Raw genomic sequence first — 17,195 nt, 5'->3', positions numbered from 1 at the left:
GGAAAGAATAGAATTGAATTCACATTTCTATATTGACACGTTATTTCAATTTCAGCGCCTCTAATTTTCTGGCGGTTGACTGTTGACTGCTGACTGTTGACTGCTGACTGTTGACTACTGACTGTTGACTGTTGACTGCTGACAACTAACAACTGACAACTCACAACTGACTAATTACCAATCTGTCAGCAACCTTGCTTTCCGCAAAACAAATGTCAGAACAGTTTCTTCGCCGGTAATAATATCGGCTCTGCCTTCCATTCCCGATTGAATCGAATACTGGCGGGGGACGTTAGCTTGGGGATTTCCGAAGAATTTGCCGTTGGCGGATTTGAGTTTCGTTAAATAAGTTTGTTCGGGTTTAATTGCCACTTCGTAATAAGCTGTACCTAAATTATTAGTGGGATTTTGAGGGGCGATCGCATCTGGGGCGATTTCGCTGACAGTTCCTTTTAATGTGCCGTAATCGGGGAAAGGCAAAGCCGAAATCCTGATCTGTACGGGTTGGCCGATTTGGATGCGGGCGATGTCTTGGGATGTCACCTTGGCTTTGACTACCAGGGGTACGTCGCTGGGGACGATTTGGGCGATCGCGCTGCCGGCTTGTACGGTTTGACCAGTATTTCGTACTTCCAATCTGAGAATTGTACCATCCGTGGGCGTGCGGATCACGCTATTTTCGAGTTTTAACTCAATTTGATTTAGTTCTTTTTTAGCTTGAATTAATTGTTGTTGAATGGACGATTGCTTGACGAGCAAAACCCGCCGACTTCGGCCCAGTCTCTCGGCGACATCTGGCAGCGATGTGGCGAATTTTACTAAAGCGGATTCGATTAATTCCTGTTGGGCGGAACTTTCACTTTGGATGCTTTTAAATTGGGCGCTGGCCAAAATTTGATTTTCTAAGTCGCGCAGTTGCTGGTTGATTTGCTGTGCTGCTGTTTGAGACTGATTAATTATTTCTTGTAACTGTTTTTTTTGAGCGCCCAAACGCGAAGCGTCTACAACTGCGATCGCATCTCCTTCTTTTACTGTCTGATTCTCGCTGACAGCAATGCTTTCGACGGTTCCTTCGGTTGCTGCTTGCACGACGCGCACTTCTCCGGCTGGACGGACGATCGCGTCTGCTTTGACTGTAGCGCTGTATTTGGTGACGCTAGCGAGGGCGATCGCCCCGCCAAAGGTCGCCACCATCAAAATGCCCCCCAAAGTCGTCCAGCGGCTGACAGGGGGCAAAAACTGGTCGTTATCAAAGGTTTCAGCGGGTGTGGCTTCGGGAGTGAGAGACATGGTGGCAAGGGGGAGAGGGGAATAGTTTGGAGTTTTGAGTTTTGAGTTGGGGAGGAGGGAGAGATCGCTGATTTGTTTTGTCACTTTTACGATCATCTTTCCGGAAACCAAGCATAGGTTTAGAAGTCTAAATCAAAATTCACAGGGTAAAGGTAAAAATCCGCACAGCTTTGCCGTTCCCACCCACAAACTTCGCCACATATCAAGAGGAGTGAAGCCAGCGGGCGACTGTCATGAAAATACGGCGTTTCCGCCATGACTTTTGGCACTGTTACCGGGTTTTTCCTGTATGCGTAGGTAGTAAGTAAGTACATAGGTATTAATAGGAGTTATTTATGTCAGAAAATCAAGAAGGTTCACTCTTCATCGAACTAACCGATGGAGAATCTGCTACTGTCAACGGTGGCAGTATTACCAGCGGTGTTAGCGGTGCTAAAAGCAACAGCGAGACGGATAACAGCAGCAGCTATGGCCTGAATATGCTGTTTTTCCTGCCGCAGCCTAGCCAGCTTTATCTGTACGATCCTCGCCGCGATCGCCCTTACAAAACCCTAGTGGTTTAGATAGCTGAGTCAAGTTGTGCGATCGAGTAAATTTTCAAAATTTATCCGTAGTATTCCGGATGTCGTACAGGACTACAAGAAGTATTACTCAGTATTTACACGAGGCTCTAGAAATTAAATAATATTTCTAGTTTCCCTTCAATTTTATTAAGTTAAACGGAGTCTAATCATGAAAGAAACAAAGGACAATTCACTGTTTGCTGAACTCACCCCTGAAGAATCAGCTAGCGTCAACGGCGGTCACTATTATTCTAATCGATACAACTGTTACCGTCCAAGGCGTCACGTCGTGTACCGCAGAGATTTCGACGGCTCCTTAAGAGTAGTGTACCGCTACTGGTAAGGTTTAGTGCTGTCAATTCAGCTCTATCTATTGATGTGAATTCATAAAGCACCCATAAGTTTATGGGTGCTTTGTTATATCCATTGCGTCAGTCATACAGCATAAATTTCAGAACTTTCGGGGTCTGCTGAAATTTTGCTGAATTAGGGTTTGCAAGTTTTAAAACATTTTTCAAATCCCGATTTTTTTTAGATTTTTTAGTCTACCTAACTCATAAGCTGAAAGCGAATTAATCTCGATCGGCACTAATCTATAAACCGAGAACAGCTATTGATATCCAATCCGGTAGCATTGGAATTAATATTAACCACAGTCACGACACCGCGAGAGCCTAAGTCCCTACCCCGATTAATTGTAGGGACTGCTCTCGCGGTGTCCTCTATCTTTGCTATGTACCTCACTTACCTAAAAAATGCTGTATCATATTTAGTCTAGAAAAGCCTTAAATTTTAACTTATTGCTTCAGTTATCCAAACTGCCAAATTGCCAACTCTCCACCCACATTTAACTGTGCATTATCACCGAAAGTGAACTTTCTTTCCTGATGAGCTTGAGACTTCATCGTGCAAAAAACCTTGCGAATTCGATAACTGGGAGCAACTTTCTGAGATACTTGTAAAGTAAAACCATGAGAACGATAGGTAGTAATATCTCCTACGCAAGATGAGTCATAGCCAAAGACTCGAAGTAGTAATGCTAGTTCCTCGTGTTCCGCTAAAGTCAATTCAAGATGAACTTCTGAAATGTCGTCAAATAAAGAAGTTTCGGAAGTAGCACTGTTTTTCAGATAAGCAGCACGGTCAAAGCAACCAGCACTGGTAAGCTTGATGTTTTTATAGTCTAAATAATCCTGATGAAATTCCATCAACCACGCACTGAAGGCTTCTCTCTCTGATTTGAGTGCCAAATAATGAAACCAGGGCACTTTTCCATCTTCAGTTTGACGAACTTGCAAATCAGAAAACGTTTCTTGGGCTACTAAGGATTTTAGCTTTTCATCTACAATATCAATCTGTCCTGCTTGTTTACTATTGAAACCAATACCCGAAAAACCTTCCCTAAACCCTTCCACACCCCCTGGAGGAAAAAGCTCAATATAGCTATGTTTTCCCCTGAGATAAGTTCCCGCCCAACTCTCTTTATCAGTTTCTACGGTATCTCTGGATATTGTGCAGAATTCTTGGCTAATGAACTCTGATTTGGCTATTGACTCTAGCGTTTCTGGGTCGAGAGTAACATATAAATGGTTAAATTCTATTCCCATGTTTTTACTTCTTGAGCTTTAGTAATACAAATTGTGGAACAGACAAGATGCCTGTTCATAAAAACTCTTTAACTTAAGTCGCGCCAAGGTATTAGGATTATTCGTGACCATAGGTGTCAACTTAAGACTGAAACCCTTGATAAATCTAGTTCACAGCCGAGTCTAGATCCCCCTAAATCCCCCTTAAGAAGGGGAGTAGGGGTTGACTTTGATCGGACTCTTGTCCCCCCCTTCTGAAGGGGGGCTAGGGGGGATCTGGCCTTAATAGTCAAACAGCAGTCTATAACTGGGTTTGACGTTAAGTTGACACCAATGATTCCTAAAATTACGAGTACCTTGAAGGAAATTCTGGAATTGCCCGGAAGCTCACGCCATATCGACTCTTGTGGCGTGAGTCCGTCACCGGTGCGTTCAACTCCCTTTAGCAGGGATTGACCAGCTCCTCACCTCACCCAAGGTTACTGGCATCACTTGCACCACATCAAGGGTAAAGCGGAAGACCTTGCGCGCCCGACTACTGCTTTCCGGGTCGTAGAACTCAAGCTTGACATCCCAACAGTCGCTGTCTCGGCGACAGAACGGGCTTTTTTCGACGTTAATGGTGTCGAGTTGACGACGATCGACGATCGCCCGAGCAAAGGTCACAGCGGCTTGGAAGATGTTGGTGGCGGCGAAGTTGAGGGCGCGATCGCGCGAGGTCTGCCCCACATTCCGTAGATCGTTGTAGACTCGGTTGAGGAAGGCTGTCAGAGCCTGTCGCACGAGGGGTTCTTGGGCTTCGTCCACCTGACGGGAGATTGCCGCCATCGCCACGTTCACCAGGGTATTGACTTTCCAGCCGTACATTCCCCGCACGTTAGGTACGGTCACTACAGGCACAACCTCACCGGAGAAGAGTTCCACCGTGCGGTTGGTGCGTCGGGCGGGTATGCTGATCCGATCAACAAATTCATCGCTCGCTTCTGGCTCGAGTTGCCCCGCCAACATCTGCACAAACATCTCGTAGACATCCCCGTCCTTTGACTCTAGGGCATATATCGTGTCTCCATCGAGGTTCAAGGTCCAGATCAGGGAACGGCTTTCATCTGGATTGCGATCAAGGTGCTCGACCATCTGGCGAGCATCGTAGGGGTCTGCTGGCACTAGGATGCCGTTTACTTCGGCGGGAGCCATCTGTTGTTGGAAAGTGTCGCGGCGGGTTTCATCCCCAAAGTCGTAGCCGATCGTCCCTAGGACGTAAACGTTGCCGGAAAATGCGGTGCTGGCTTCGACGGTTGCGGGGTTTGCCAGTTCTGCGGGAGTCGCGGCGGCGGTGACGGATGCTTCGGTTAGTGTGGCAGGGGTGGCGGGTTGCAGGGCTGGGCTGACGGCAGTGTCTGTCATAGCGGCTGCGATGCTTGCCGGGGCAACCGTAGCGGTAGGCATGGCATAGCCTGCCCGTTCCGTGCGGGTCACTCGATCGCCCGCGAAGGAAATGGTGAAGGAGGGTCGCCCAAACAGCAGCTTCATTGCGCCGCCGATATTGACAAAGCCGCGCAGACAGCGTTCCGGTTCTTCTACAACCTTTGGGTCGCAGGGAATTGCAGTCTTGAGCAGTGCCGTTCGGACGGCTTCGGCATCGACGGGTTTGCCCTCTTGCAGTTGCAAACTCATTAGTAGCGCGGCGATTCCGGTCACGATGGGGGCGGCTCCACTGGTTCCGGTTCTGAGTCTGGGTTTCTCGGTTGCCAGTTGCGCTCCCCAAATGTCGTCACCCGGAGCCATAATCCCCTCTTCGGTATAATTGCCTCCCCAGTTACTGTAGTGGGCGGGTGGACTGCCTAGATCCATTGCTCCTACAGGCAGGGTTCCTGGCAATACACCGGGCAGACACCAGTATTCACCCAAACCGTTACCCGCAGGCGCGACGACCAGAATGTTGTTATCCAAGCACTTCTGTACAGCTTGGGCAAACAGCTCTTCCCCTTCGCCGGTTTGGGTGGGGCGGCAGATTCCACAGTGAATGATATTTGCCCCCAAATCTAGGGCTAGCTCAAAGGCACGAGCTAGGTTTAAGGGAGAGATAAATTCTTCCTCAATCCCTGTGGTGTTAAGCGGCAGATTGATCGCGCGACACTTGGGAGCAATACCAGCAGCAGGCGTATTCTCTTGACCCACAATGATGCTGGTGACGTGGCAAGTATGGTCATCAGCTTTAAGACGGCCTATAAGCGGTTCCGAAAAAGCCTCTTTGAGTGCTGCTTCTTTTTCCTGTTTCGGGCGATCGCTATCCTCAATAGCTCGGAAGGTTGCGTACTCTTCTGCGGAAATCGGCTCTGGAGCATCCTCCCAGTAAGGAAAGACTTTAGAAATTTCAGGGCTCTGGAAACAGGACAGGGAGTGGTCGGGGTTGCCTTCAATCACCACAATAGTGATGCGGGGATCGCCTAGGGTTTGGTTGCGTAGGTGAGCCAGTCCAGGGATGCGATCGTCAAGGTCGTGGGGGTGAAGTGCGGCCGATAGTGGGGGTGCAGAACTCTCAACCCCACTGCCTGAAATAGCCGCAGATTCAGTTTCATTCACTACAACATCCGATTCCACTTCACTCTCGGAAGCCTCTGAGTCTATGACTTCAGTCGTCTGGGATACAGATTCAGCCTCACTCACCGAAACCGCTGCCTCTGTTGTCTCCACCGATTCTGTAGGTTGGGTTGAGGAACGAAACCCAACATCTAGTTCAGATGTAGGTTGAGTTGAGGAACGAAACCCAACATCAGCAGCCTCAGGTTCCGCCTCACCCCTATCCAACTCAACCGCGCTCACCGAGACTGCTACCTCCGCAGACTCATCCGAGGGATTAACGTCTTCAACTGACTCAACTCCACTCGCTTCCACAGCACGATTCGGCAGTGACCCCAACATGAACTCACCTACCGCCGACTCTTCCACATAGTCCAGACCTGCTGCTTGTCCAAAACCATCGCTATCTCCAGCCCCCAACGCGCAGGGAGCCAGACCCATATTCGTCGCCACTAGATAAAGATTTTGCTGCAACACTCCGACGTGTTTGAGCACTAAGGAATAAGCTACAGAGCAATACTTGCGGAACAGCCGTCCAAACCGCGCTGTAATCACGATCAGGACTTGGGGTTGAGGTTTGTAATAAACATAAGGTTGCAGAGCGAGGACATCCTCCGATTCAGCAATCTGTTCCAATTGATGATTGAGTGGGTCATAGTGATACAATCCTGTGTGCAATCCTTGACAACGCCGCACCACCGGATAAATTTCTAGTTCATACATTGCTCCGCCGTCAGGGTAAGGACGACGGCCCAACTCGCCATAGTCAATGTCCGCGTCAAAACCTAGTATTTCCCGCCAATTTTCACCAAACCACTCCTCCACTCCAAGAATGTCTTTGACACGGGCAGTACGATAAAGCAGTTCACTGAGTTGTTCTATGGTGATTGGATGTGCCTCGTCGTATTCTCGAATCGATTTCCGCGCTTCGATCGCGGCTGTTAACGTAGCATCCTTACAAATCAATCCTGCCAAGTTCGGACGCGGCAGCGGCACAATCTGGTCGCTCATGGGTGGTTTCACTACCGGAAAATCAGACCACTGTTCGATGTTAATATCCTGTGCCGGATAGTCATGGCGACCCAAGCGGCTGCGGCTGTGGAACAGCAGGTTGTGAAAGTCCCAAAGCTGGAGCGAGGGGGGTTCAGGGTCAGCCGTCAGAAATCCCGCTGCCCACAGCAGGTTGAGGAACTGATAGGCGGTTTCTGGTCCCAGGTAGGGTGGTGGCGTTAGTGTCGCTAAGGATTGGGGCTGGGCGAGTTGAGCCAGCAGCGCACTTGCCCGCCAGTCGAGGAGTTTAATCCGAAACTTCGAGAGGGGGGACTCCAGCACCATAGTGCCGTCGTAGGAATGCTGATAGGCAAAGCGGGAGAGGCCCAGACGGGTTTGTGTCCAGTAGGGTTCGGTCAGATTCAACTCGGCAGAGTCCACCATCGGGATCGCTACTGCCAGCGGCAACACGGCGTAACTCAACCAACCCCGCTCATCCAATTGTTGTAGCATCCGCCCGAACTGTTCCCCGGCTGCCCGACCATCGAGTTCGGCTAACCCTTGCACCAGTGAGTCGGGGGTGGTGTTGCCTGCCTTGAGACGATCGAGAGCAATACCGATTCCCGGCGTTGTGGCTAGGGTTAGCAAAGCAGTCGGATCGGATTCTGCCGAGTGCAGGGTGTATTGGTCTTCGGTACTTTTGATTTGGATATCGGGGTTGAGGAAAACAGCGAAGGGGTGATTGCTCATGGCGATGGATAATGGGAAACGATGATTGGGCAAGTAAGTTTATGACAGCAGCGATCGGTGAAGCGATCGGGATCGGTATTTTGTTTGAAGATTAGTCGCAGCAGCATCGACAAGCACAAATGACTCACTCTGAAGCAAATTTCGCCAATTGACCTCTTTCTATATCCCGTTGACATGTATCACTTTTGTTGTAGATAAAACCATAATTCTCTAATCGACTACTTTCCAAGTCTCGCTCTTTAGCACTTACAGCACCATAGGTAATGCAATCCTGACTTTGACAAAACTCATAAATCTTATCGCCTAAGCTATTGAACCAAAAATATTGTGGTATTTCTTTAATGTTAAAAAATTGAAAATACAATACTGGCTCTATTTTTTTTCTGGAAAAATTAGCCACCAATAAGTCTGAAACATTAAAGAGAGAAATCACTTTATGTGAAAAGTTTTTTTGTATGTAGGCAGTGAAATACTTTCCAAAATTTCCCTGAAGTTCGTATTTTCCTCCTGGAGAACCCGCCCATATTTCTATATTACTACGACCATCCAAGAAAAGATTAAATCCAATCACAACAACATCTCGGATCAGAACCTCTGTCAATTCTGCCGAATATTCAGCACCATCAAGAGCGATCGCTGTCATAACTAAATCTTCGTTACCTTCCCCAGGATGGATGTGTATGTATATCTTAATCAGAGAATCCTGAAGTGTCGGACGTAAGTCAATGCCTATGGTGTTATTTTCGATTTTGCTAGATCCGATATATAGTGCTGAAAATTGATCGAGCAAGTTACGATTGATTTTAACACCAACTCTGCTTTCAACTCTCTCTAAAAATTGTGAGGCATCTTTCAACGATCTCGGCCAAGTGTGTCCGTAGTTAGAGACTTGAAAATCTCCTGCAAATAAGCTATCGCCTTCAACGTGGCAAGTAGGCTCAACACCACACGAGCCCTCTATTGCAATAACAGCTTCTTCAAAGAGAGGGATCGGAAAACTAGGTTCTACATCGAAAGCATCTCGATGAGTCCGCATAAACCGAAGGCCCTGCTCTCGTAGATAATCATGTGAAAACACAGAATTTATCGTCATAATCATATTTCATTATGAAACAGGTTGTAAGTATCTAAGGCGAATGATATGCACTCATTCTGAGTCGGGTTTATTTTATATTCATCTTGATTTCATGCTGCTCACAAAGTCAATCATGTGATAGTACATTTTTACCCTTTGAATTGAATCAGCAAAAAACTCAGATTTAGGCATACCGAGATACAAATCGTGAAACACTCGATTACGGTAGTGAGCATGAACTTGTTTAACCATCTCATTACCAAGATAGTCAACGGCACTGTTAGGAGATTTAAATTTATTGAAATAGAGAACATCACTATCGTTCTCATCGCTAATACCGATTTGAACACATCTGCTCTCATTGAGTAGTGGAATCGCTTTAGTAGGAAGAATCGATCTTAAATACGCTTGTACATCTGGTCTCTGAAGGTCAGTTTGGTGGAAGGTGGGATAAACTTCTACAGCAGCTCGATTGTCAAAGAAAAAGTCAAATCCGACCAATAACTCCCCATTTACAATTAAATTTTCCCAATCGCGCTGTTCTCCACAAAGTGCTAGGGCAGTTGCTATTTTTTCGGGATAATCCCGGAGGGTCAAATATAACTTGATCCGCGAATGTCTTAGTTCTGGACGAACATCAACTGCAAAACTTACCATCCCCACTTTAGAAGAATCTATACCCGTGGCTAAAAACTGCTGAAGTAACCGACGATTAATCTGAAGTTCTGGTCTTTCTTCTATGCGACGACAAAACGTGAGGAAATCTTCAATATCAAGCAACTTTGTTGGATCGGAGACATGAACTTCACACAGGTAATAAAAGCGAGCTGGATAAAGACGATCTTTCTCAATATTGCAGCAACAGATCATCGAACCTCCTTTATCTTTTCGCTGCTTTCCAATAAATTCTTCAAACAAATTTAATGAATAGGAATTTTCAATGTCAAATATTTGCTTGTGGTCTTCAATGTAACGTAAATTTTCTTCATGACGATTCTGACCAGGACTGGAAATCACACCAGAAGGTTGTATTCGATTTTGAGCGATCGCTCTTGCAGGTTTTACCGCTTTAATATCACCAATAAATAAAGGTAGATGGGGGTGCAAAAAATTAGAAGAAGCTAGGCGCAAAGCGAGTGCTGGCATCTTAACCGTTTGGTTATCGTCGTATTCAATGGCTTGAAAACCCGCCTGCTGGACAAACTCAACCAAGTTCTTCAGAGGAATAACATAGCTGGTTTTCAGTTCATACTGGTTAATTTCATCAAACGATCGTTGCTCTAGCGGAGAAAGGGGTGGCTCTTTAACAAACACACCCGTGATGTATAAGGTTCCCCCTGGACGCAGCACGCGCTTGGCTTCGGCAAGGACTTGAGGTACTCGATTAGAATACTTGATGCTGTCGTTGAAAAACACCACATCAAAAACTTCGTCGGGAAACGGTGGCGTATGAAAATCACCCACTTGCACCCGTACCCGATCGACCAAGTTGGCTTGGGCAATCCGAATTTGAGCTTCTGCCGCTTCCACCTCAGAAATTGTTAGACCCTCAATCCGTGTGCCCGGAAACGACTGGGCAATATGAATCGCCGGAATTCCTGCTCCACAACCAGAATCAAAGATATAGTTTCCAGGCTGTATCCCCATGCGAGCCGCTAGGCTAAGGTTATGCGATCTAGCTACCGGATCGGGAACCATCCGACTGAAGTTGATAGAATTTTTGTTATAAAAAGCACGAACGTTTTCGACTTCGGGTGTCAGGTTGGACTTAGTAGGAACACTAGGACTGATGGCATTATTCTGCATGGTTTTCGATAAAGATAACTCGCAAAAAGAAAAATCTGAATGACTGGGTTATGAGCTTGAGTGCATCTTGAACAAAAAAGACGAGACCGAAGAAGGAAAACAAGACTTTATAAAAAGTTTGCTATCTAAATTTCTTGGGCCTCGTCTTTAGCCTAAAGCCTAGCACCCTTGAGTTCTGGTATTTAGGAAAGTAAACTGCCATGTTACCGAATCTGGACTAGGCTCAAGATGCGATCTGCTGGCGATTTGCAAATCTGAGAGATTTAGGCATCACCATCATCATAGGAACACATGCAAATGATAGAGGCTTCTGCACCATCGTAGGAACACATGCAAATGATAGAGGCTTCTGCACCATCGTAGGAACACATGCAAATGATAGAGGCTTCTGCACCATTACCACCAAGAGCTTCCTCAGAGAGTTCAGCCAAGTGACTGGGGAGTTTACCACTGATACCACGGAGCACGGGCTTGCCCTGGTGGGGCAGAATGTTCTTCTTGTTCATGAGAATAATCCTCATTGTGTTATTTGGCGTATTGACCCGTTGGGGTGGGCCAGTCCCCTTCTTCGTGAGAAGAAGCTTAGTCGGGCGACATCCGGTACGTAGCGAAAGCCAGTCGCCCGCAAACTTTAAAAAACTTAAAACGGCATCGGTGTGGGGTTCATCTGCGTCTCAGCGAGCGGTTCATCTCGCCACCCCAGCTTCACCGGCACGTCATAGAGCCGACCCGACCCAAAGCGCGACCAAAAATGCCGCATTCCTGGCACTGTCACCTTGACCACATTCAAACCAATGTCCGGTCGGGTTTGATCCACCACCAAGGTCTCCAGTCCCGCTTGTTGGGCAATGTTTACGCAGGTGAGGACATCGGTGTAAATGTCATCACTCCAACGCTTGGGGTAATCCTGGGCAGTCTTGAGGGGTTGCGCGGCATCTGGAACTAGATAGGGATGATCCGCCAGCGTAGCTGTGAGTAACCAATCCGTTGCGTCGCTTTTCAGGTTCTCGTCTGGCACTTTGTCCAGTTCCAAGCCAATTTGGTTAACCTCTGTGAGGGTGCGGATGATGGCAATAGTGGGGTCGAGGTGCGCCCCAAAGCCGAGAATCAATCGTTCCGAGCTTCCCGTTTTCCGATTCGACACCCCGACAAAAGCTGGAATGCCTAAGTCTGCGGTCAAATCCAGCACCCATAATTCTCGGTCATTTTCCCGGTAGAACTGCTGCAACTGGACAAAATACGGCTCATCAAAGCTCGTCAAGTCCACCGCCGGACGCCTCAAGCGGTTGTACCACCACAGCGCCACACCGTCGCGCTCCACCAGTTCCATAAACCCTTGCAGAATGGCTTCTTCGAGGGTGTTCCCGGCAGCATTACCGTTGGAATCTCCCCGGCAGAAGCGGTGATCTTGGGGCAAGGGGTAATGGTAGTAGCACAGGGCTGTAGGCAGATACTTATGGGTTTGCTCTGTTAATGACCACACCGGAGTCCAGTCAATGGCTTGACTCGCATCAAACCGCTGGGGAATCCAATCGTGAGCCGCCGTTGCTTGCGCGTTCAAGCTTTCCCGGTTGGCATACTGCTCATCGCTAAAGCACAAACTTTGCTCTGGATGAATCGCCAAGTCTCCTAGTTCTGCCAGGGTTGCCCGTTTGCGAGGTTCGTCCCCTTGAAAGATGCCAGAATAGCGCTCCACTGCTTCACATAAGCCACTCGCCCGCGATTGGCTATCGGTCTTGCCTTTGCCCGAACTCTTGTGTTTCAGGGTATTGCGTAGACCCCGTAAGGAGGTGGCACTGCCGAAGCTATGCCCCGCCCGGTAGGTATGTACCAACGGATTAGCCGGATCCGTAATCCGCACCAGTTCCGTCACCACGCCCGTCACTGGACTGATCAAGTGCTGGTATTTCTGCACCGTCTGTTCTGGAGTGGTGGCGCGATGACCGCCATCACGGGTGAACTGCTTGGGCCGCGATTCTAGCTTTAGCGGTTCAAACCCTCGCCGCTGCAAAATTTTGGGGTCTCCACAGGTCGGACATTGCGGTCGCCGGATTAGGGTATGGCTTTTGAAGTCCAGAATTGTCTGGTTGAAGGTGATAATCTTGCCGTCCAGGGTGGGGAAGCGTGCCGTTCCCGGCGCAGTGGCATTGACGTGTTGCTTGACAATCCACTTGGCTATCTCAGTCGCGGCAAACTGTAACCCCGTTTGCAGGGTCGAAGGCAGCGTCGCCCGTGCTGTGGGCAAGCAGCCTAATACACTCCCGTTTTGACCGTTGCGCTGCTGTTGGGCTTGTTTTTGTCGCAATACCGACGACTCAACTTCGCGGTTGCCCCCCAGCCGATGAGCCAGACAGCCCCAACACCCCGTCTTTCCGGGAACAAACACTGGGCCCAACCACAGGACACTGCCCACAGGCTTGACGAGCAGCCAAGCTTGCTGGCGCTCCAGAGCCTGCTTGTTGATACCTGCTAGTTCCGGCTGCAAATAGTCATCGGTCAAGACGATGTTCAGCGCTGCTGAGGAACCCGCGTCTGTGGGGTTTTGCACCGGAATGCCCATGTCCCGCAGGGCAGTTGCGAGGGCAGCAACCGTGACTTCACTGATGTTATCGCCCACCGTTGTCAGCGTGACCGGCTGCTGTAGCCCCTCGGCTGCTACGGGGGGTGCAATCCCTAACTCGCTCCAAAATGCTGCCACTTCCGAGGATAGTTCCGGGGCTACCTCAGTGAGGTAGCCTTTCTCTGCGAGGCGATCGAGCACATAGTCAATATATTCCGCCGGGACTTCCCCATCAAGTTTTTCGACAATCTGCTCTAGGGTGTGTTGCCCATTCAGCAGAGGCACGATTTGGCAGTAGAGTTGCCCGGTGAGGGCGTGGTTGCTCTGTTCGCCAAGCAGGTAGACTTGCTTTGGCTCGATCGCCTCGACGTGAAAGTGGGGCTTAATTTGGAGGAGTGTGGTGGATTGCATAGAGCGAACAGTCAGTCATGAAGTGGACGATAACAAGACAGGCTAGGGATTAGGCCCAGATGCGGCCCCGGCGGAAGGGTTTAGGGTGTCTCTTTGACTCCTTGGCTTGCTTCCTGGCGTAGTCGCACCAGTAGGAATAATCTTGCAGCCCGGTCTGGGAAGTCGGCACGTAAGACTTTTTCTGTTCAGGGGTGGAGGAGACTTCCGAGGGTGTTACTTCTCTAGTCTCCTTAGCCACCGTTTCCTTTTTCTCATTAGCCATAGTTTCCTTAGTTTCCTTGGGTGTTTGGGGTGTTTGGAGGGTTTGCGGTTGCTGGAGAACCACAACTCCCTCTAACTTGAGGTAGTCGATCCGGTGTGCCCCATCTCCCAACCCGCGATCGGTAGTCAGGGTCAGGGTATGTTGCCCAGCGCTGAGGGCTGGCAAGGGAATCTGGGTTTTGGTTGGCTTGCCTGACCCGACCCCGACGAGTTCCGTCACTGGCTCACCATCTACCCAGAGGGTGTCAACTTGAGATCCAAAAAAGTTGTAAAAGAGCGTAAGTTCGCCTGTGCTGTAGCTTTGGGCAAGAGTGAATTGGATATTCAGTTTGTCGGTGGAAAAAAGCTGCTTTCCTTTGCTCTTTGGTTTGGTCTTGCGACCGGGAACCACGAGCAACGATGGCATCTGGGGCTGGTTAATCGGGTCTCGATCTGACCCAACAACGTAGGTAAATTCCTCTTGCCAGCCACCTACCTGCGAAAACTCCTGACCTCCTTTACCAGCTTGACCAATTTGCCATAGGGTTTCAGTTTGCTGAGGCATCGTGATTAGGGGCTTATCAGTGGCCCGTTAATAAAATCGTCCCATGCCCCCAAAGCCGCCCCAGCCCTGGCTGGCTGTACTCTGGCTGGCACTAGAGTGCATCACTTGGTTGAAACTGCGGTTGGCATAGGCTGAAGGATCGTTATAGTTAGCGCCATGAAGCAGATCCATCCGAATATGCACCAAATCCTCGAGCAGACCATCTTCCACATCCACGCACAGCGCAGGCTGGACGAAATGAGGCCGTTTGACGGGGGGAGACAATACAGGAAGTCGCATGGTTAAGGATTCTCCGTATAGATAGGGTGAACAAATCTAGATGTCTTGGCGAGAGTGCATTTTGTTGTGGCACTCTCACCCCAATTGTATTGCCCTTTAATACGGTGAAGACCAAGAACGAACTTCGCCCAACGTAACCGGAATCAGATCGCTGACATCAATGGTGAAGCGGAAAATCTTCTTAGCACGGCGACTGTTTTCAGGGTCGAAGAACTTCAACTTCACATCCCAGCAGTCGCTATCCATGCGACAGAAGGGGCTTTTCTCAACAGTAATGCTGTCGAGTTCCATGCCGACGGCAACCGCTTGGCTGAAGGTTTGGGCAGCTTGGAAGGCGTTGGTGACGGAGAAGTTGAGGGCGCGGTCTTGGGAAGTGGTTCCCAAGTTGCGGAGGTCGTAGTAGATGCGGTTGAGGAAGCCATCTAAGGTGTTGCGGATGCGGTCTTCATCAGCAGTGCCGTCTTCAGCTTGAACCGCTGCCATCGCCGCTCTCACCAAGCTGTTGACTTTCCAACCGTAGATGCCGCGGGTGCTTTGGGGTTCAATTACCGGGACAACTTGACCGGAGAAGAGCTTGACTTTGCGCCCGGTCAAGATGCCCGGTATGCTGACGCGCTCAACGTATTCGGCATCGTTTTCGGGTTGGATTTGACCGGATAGCAGTTCGTGGAGGGCGCGGTAGGACTCGGCTCCGAAGGGACCCGTGGGGTCGATCGCATATACTGGAGTCAATTCAATGTTGAGTGTCCAAATGAGCGATCGGGCCTCAGAAATATTGTCGGCCAGGTAGTCCACCATCTGCCGCGCGTCGTAGGGGTTCGCTGGCACCATCACCCCTCCCCCTATGTCAAACGGTGGCATCAGTTGCTTGAACGAGTCCCGGCGGGCTTCGCTCCCGAAGTCATAGCCGAGGGTTCCTAGGGCATAAACAATCTGACCGAGATCGGGAAGTTCGCTGGGGGCTTGGCTGGCGGTGACGGAGTTAGCAGTTATGTTGGGCATCATTGGTGGTTGTTGGGTTACAGATGTAGGAAACGATTGCATCAAGTTGTGCAAGTTGGGGGTGTTGCTAGGGACAGCCTCAGCCGCTCCTGGCTTGGCGGCAGCAGCAACCAAGCTAGGAGCCGGTTGCCCTTGATTAGCCATCGCTTCACTGGCGTTGGTTAAGCCACCATCACAACCGCAGCCTGCGGCTTCTACTCCGGATGCACCCACCGATGCGAAATTCTCAGCCATATTTCCTCCTTTTCTTAATAACGTTATGGCTCCAGAGATGTTCAGTCTGCCCGCGAGACACCGACGGGTTTCTTCTGGCAAGTCAGGATCGCAGGGTAAGGCACTCTGCAACAACACTTGACGAATTTTGTGGGGGTCGGGGGTTTCTCCCTGCTCCCGCTGAAGACTCAGCAGCACGGCTGCTACACCTGAGACAATCGGAGTGGCGAAGCTCGTACCGCTCAGGCGGTCGGTGCCACCACCGGGTTTAGCTCCCAGGATGTCCTTGCCAGGGGCAAGGATGCCTTGGTCTTTGTAGGCTTCGCCCCAGTTGCTAAAGTCTAGGGGTTTGCCATTAGCATCCATCGCCCCTACTGCTAGCACAGAGGGCAAGGCAGCGGGTACGTGCAAGCAATCGCAACTATTGTTGCCAGCGGCCGCGACGAGCAAGACGTTGTTCTCTCGGCACAGACGAACGGCATTCCGTAACCAGCCATCGGCCTCGCCATAGTCGGTTAGTTGTCCCCCACTGAGGTTGATAACATTGGCGCCGGCATTGACTGCTTGCTCGATCCCCCTAGCCAAATCTAGCTGGGAAGTTTTGAGGCGATCGTCGGCGAAGACAGGGACAATTATCCCCTTACATTTGGGAGCTATCCCCTCCACCGGACTGCCCGGTTGCCCAAAAATAATGCTGGCAACGTGGGTTCCGTGGGTGGACATATTCCCACCGATCTGGGCCTCCCCTTTAACCAAGGTGGGAAGATACGTTAGGTCGGCGCCTTGGAAGCAAGGATGAGTCTGGTCAACAGGACCATCCAAAACGGCGATACAAATACTACTATCTCCTTGGGAGAGCGTACTTAATGTATCTAGCATTTAAACGTATTCCAAACACTAATCAGCATAGAGTAGTTTTTTTACACCTATTGATAGATACGTGCGTTTTTACCTTCAAGGTAAGCTAGTTGTGTGTATGCTGCCAAAAATTAAATTTTTGAAAAAAATATTAGGGCAATTGGTTGAGCCCTAGGAATTAGTTTTAGTGCTGCACAATCTTATGCTTGCCAGACGAGGGAACTTAGGATGACCGAGGATCACTCGTCTAAGTTGGCTAGCTGCTAGTTGTGTAGGGGTATACCAAAGCCTTGAAGCTATATAAGCATACTGAACAGGACTTATACAATAGACTCTACATATTTCTTATTATTTGGATAGATTTTGTACCAATACGGTTCAGTTAACCCCCACCCCCCTAACCCCCAGGGCTGTTTCATTCTCTTGT

The 17,195-nt window shown here is 49.4% G+C and carries 13 protein-coding genes; 2 read left to right on the top strand and 11 right to left on the bottom strand.

Translation table 11 applies throughout. The annotated features are described in order from the left end of the window. Positions 1–174: 174 nt before the first annotated feature. Entirely contained in the window at positions 175–1,374 is a 1,200-nt protein-coding gene (locus tag QUB24_RS08650; RefSeq protein WP_445300392.1) for an HlyD family secretion protein, read from the bottom strand. Between the two features lie 35 nt (positions 1,375–1,409). Further along, on the bottom strand, positions 1,410–1,604 hold the full coding sequence (locus tag QUB24_RS08645) for a hypothetical protein (RefSeq protein ID WP_333152467.1): 195 nt from the start codon (positions 1,602–1,604) through the stop codon (positions 1,410–1,412). Positions 1,605–1,625: 21 nt separating this feature from the next. Here QUB24_RS08645 and QUB24_RS08640 point away from each other — a divergent pair, with 21 nt between their 5' ends. Both QUB24_RS08640 and QUB24_RS08635 read left to right on the top strand, forming a co-directional pair. Next, complete coding sequence (locus tag QUB24_RS08640) at positions 1,626–1,853, top strand: secretion protein HlyD (protein WP_333152465.1); 228 nt, start codon at positions 1,626–1,628, stop codon at positions 1,851–1,853. Positions 1,854–2,022: 169 nt separating this feature from the next. After that, positions 2,023–2,196 carry a hypothetical protein gene (locus tag QUB24_RS08635; RefSeq protein ID WP_333152464.1) on the top strand — a complete coding sequence of 58 codons (174 nt, stop codon included), beginning with the start codon at positions 2,023–2,025 and terminating at the stop codon, positions 2,194–2,196. Between the two features lie 466 nt (positions 2,197–2,662). On the opposite strand, the gene QUB24_RS08630 is transcribed toward QUB24_RS08635, so the two are convergent. The 9 genes from QUB24_RS08630 to QUB24_RS08590 form a co-directional block, all read right to left on the bottom strand. Then, on the bottom strand, positions 2,663–3,460 hold the full coding sequence (locus QUB24_RS08630; protein WP_333152461.1) for a DUF5829 family protein: 798 nt from the start codon (positions 3,458–3,460) through the stop codon (positions 2,663–2,665). Positions 3,461–3,871: 411 nt separating this feature from the next. Beyond that, a complete protein-coding gene (locus QUB24_RS08625; RefSeq protein WP_333152459.1) occupies positions 3,872–7,759 on the bottom strand; it encodes a PatA/PatG family cyanobactin maturation protease in 3,888 nt (1,295 codons plus the stop codon). A 124-nt stretch (positions 7,760–7,883) separates the two neighbouring features. Continuing rightward, the gene (locus QUB24_RS08620) at positions 7,884–8,852 is read right to left on the bottom strand and encodes a LynF/TruF/PatF family peptide O-prenyltransferase (protein ID WP_333152457.1); all 969 of its coding nucleotides are present in this window, start codon (positions 8,850–8,852) and stop codon (positions 7,884–7,886) included. An 81-nt stretch (positions 8,853–8,933) separates the two neighbouring features. Further along, on the bottom strand, positions 8,934–10,532 hold the full coding sequence (locus QUB24_RS08615; RefSeq protein WP_333152456.1) for a DUF5838 family protein: 1,599 nt from the start codon (positions 10,530–10,532) through the stop codon (positions 8,934–8,936). A gap of 371 nt (positions 10,533–10,903) precedes the next feature. Further along, positions 10,904–11,146 (bottom strand): DUF5837 family cyanobactin class RiPP, encoded by a 243-nt coding sequence (locus tag QUB24_RS08610; protein WP_333152453.1) that lies wholly within the window; start codon positions 11,144–11,146, stop codon positions 10,904–10,906. Between the two features lie 134 nt (positions 11,147–11,280). Continuing rightward, positions 11,281–13,611 carry a TOMM precursor leader peptide-binding protein gene (locus QUB24_RS08605; protein WP_333152452.1) on the bottom strand — a complete coding sequence of 777 codons (2,331 nt, stop codon included), beginning with the start codon at positions 13,609–13,611 and terminating at the stop codon, positions 11,281–11,283. A 49-nt stretch (positions 13,612–13,660) separates the two neighbouring features. Next, entirely contained in the window at positions 13,661–14,416 is a 756-nt protein-coding gene (locus QUB24_RS08600; protein WP_333152450.1) for a cyanobactin biosynthesis PatC/TenC/TruC family protein, read from the bottom strand. 27 nt (positions 14,417–14,443) lie between these two features. After that, a complete protein-coding gene (locus QUB24_RS08595; RefSeq protein WP_333152448.1) occupies positions 14,444–14,695 on the bottom strand; it encodes a cyanobactin biosynthesis system PatB/AcyB/McaB family protein in 252 nt (83 codons plus the stop codon). Between the two features lie 96 nt (positions 14,696–14,791). Continuing rightward, complete coding sequence (locus QUB24_RS08590; protein ID WP_333152446.1) at positions 14,792–16,789, bottom strand: PatA/PatG family cyanobactin maturation protease; 1,998 nt, start codon at positions 16,787–16,789, stop codon at positions 14,792–14,794. Positions 16,790–17,195: the final 406 nt, after the last annotated feature.

The sequence above is a fragment of the Microcoleus sp. B9-D4 genome (assembly GCF_036705105.1).
GTDB lineage: Bacteria > Cyanobacteriota > Cyanobacteriia > Cyanobacteriales > Microcoleaceae > Microcoleus.
Note: the sequence above shows the minus strand (reverse complement) of the source record. Positions and strands in the feature narration are given on the sequence as shown.

What these genes read in the sequence shown, in the direction of transcription:
- QUB24_RS08645 (WP_333152467.1), bottom strand. Translation starts at nt 1,604, where the DNA reads ATGTACTTACTTACTACCTACGCATACAGGAAAAACCCGGTAACAGTG.
- QUB24_RS08640 (WP_333152465.1), top strand. Translation starts at nt 1,626, where the DNA reads ATGTCAGAAAATCAAGAAGGTTCACTCTTCATCGAACTAACCGATGGA.
- QUB24_RS08635 (WP_333152464.1), top strand. Translation starts at nt 2,023, where the DNA reads ATGAAAGAAACAAAGGACAATTCACTGTTTGCTGAACTCACCCCTGAA.
- QUB24_RS08630 (WP_333152461.1), bottom strand. Translation starts at nt 3,460, where the DNA reads ATGGGAATAGAATTTAACCATTTATATGTTACTCTCGACCCAGAAACG.
- QUB24_RS08625 (WP_333152459.1), bottom strand. Translation starts at nt 7,759, where the DNA reads ATGAGCAATCACCCCTTCGCTGTTTTCCTCAACCCCGATATCCAAATC.
- QUB24_RS08620 (WP_333152457.1), bottom strand. Translation starts at nt 8,852, where the DNA reads ATGACGATAAATTCTGTGTTTTCACATGATTATCTACGAGAGCAGGGC.
- QUB24_RS08615 (WP_333152456.1), bottom strand. Translation starts at nt 10,532, where the DNA reads ATGGTTCCCGATCCGGTAGCTAGATCGCATAACCTTAGCCTAGCGGCT.
- QUB24_RS08610 (WP_333152453.1), bottom strand. Translation starts at nt 11,146, where the DNA reads ATGAACAAGAAGAACATTCTGCCCCACCAGGGCAAGCCCGTGCTCCGT.
- QUB24_RS08605 (WP_333152452.1), bottom strand. Translation starts at nt 13,611, where the DNA reads ATGCAATCCACCACACTCCTCCAAATTAAGCCCCACTTTCACGTCGAG.
- QUB24_RS08600 (WP_333152450.1), bottom strand. Translation starts at nt 14,416, where the DNA reads ATGCCTCAGCAAACTGAAACCCTATGGCAAATTGGTCAAGCTGGTAAA.
- QUB24_RS08595 (WP_333152448.1), bottom strand. Translation starts at nt 14,695, where the DNA reads ATGCGACTTCCTGTATTGTCTCCCCCCGTCAAACGGCCTCATTTCGTC.
- QUB24_RS08590 (WP_333152446.1), bottom strand. Translation starts at nt 16,789, where the DNA reads ATGCTAGATACATTAAGTACGCTCTCCCAAGGAGATAGTAGTATTTGT.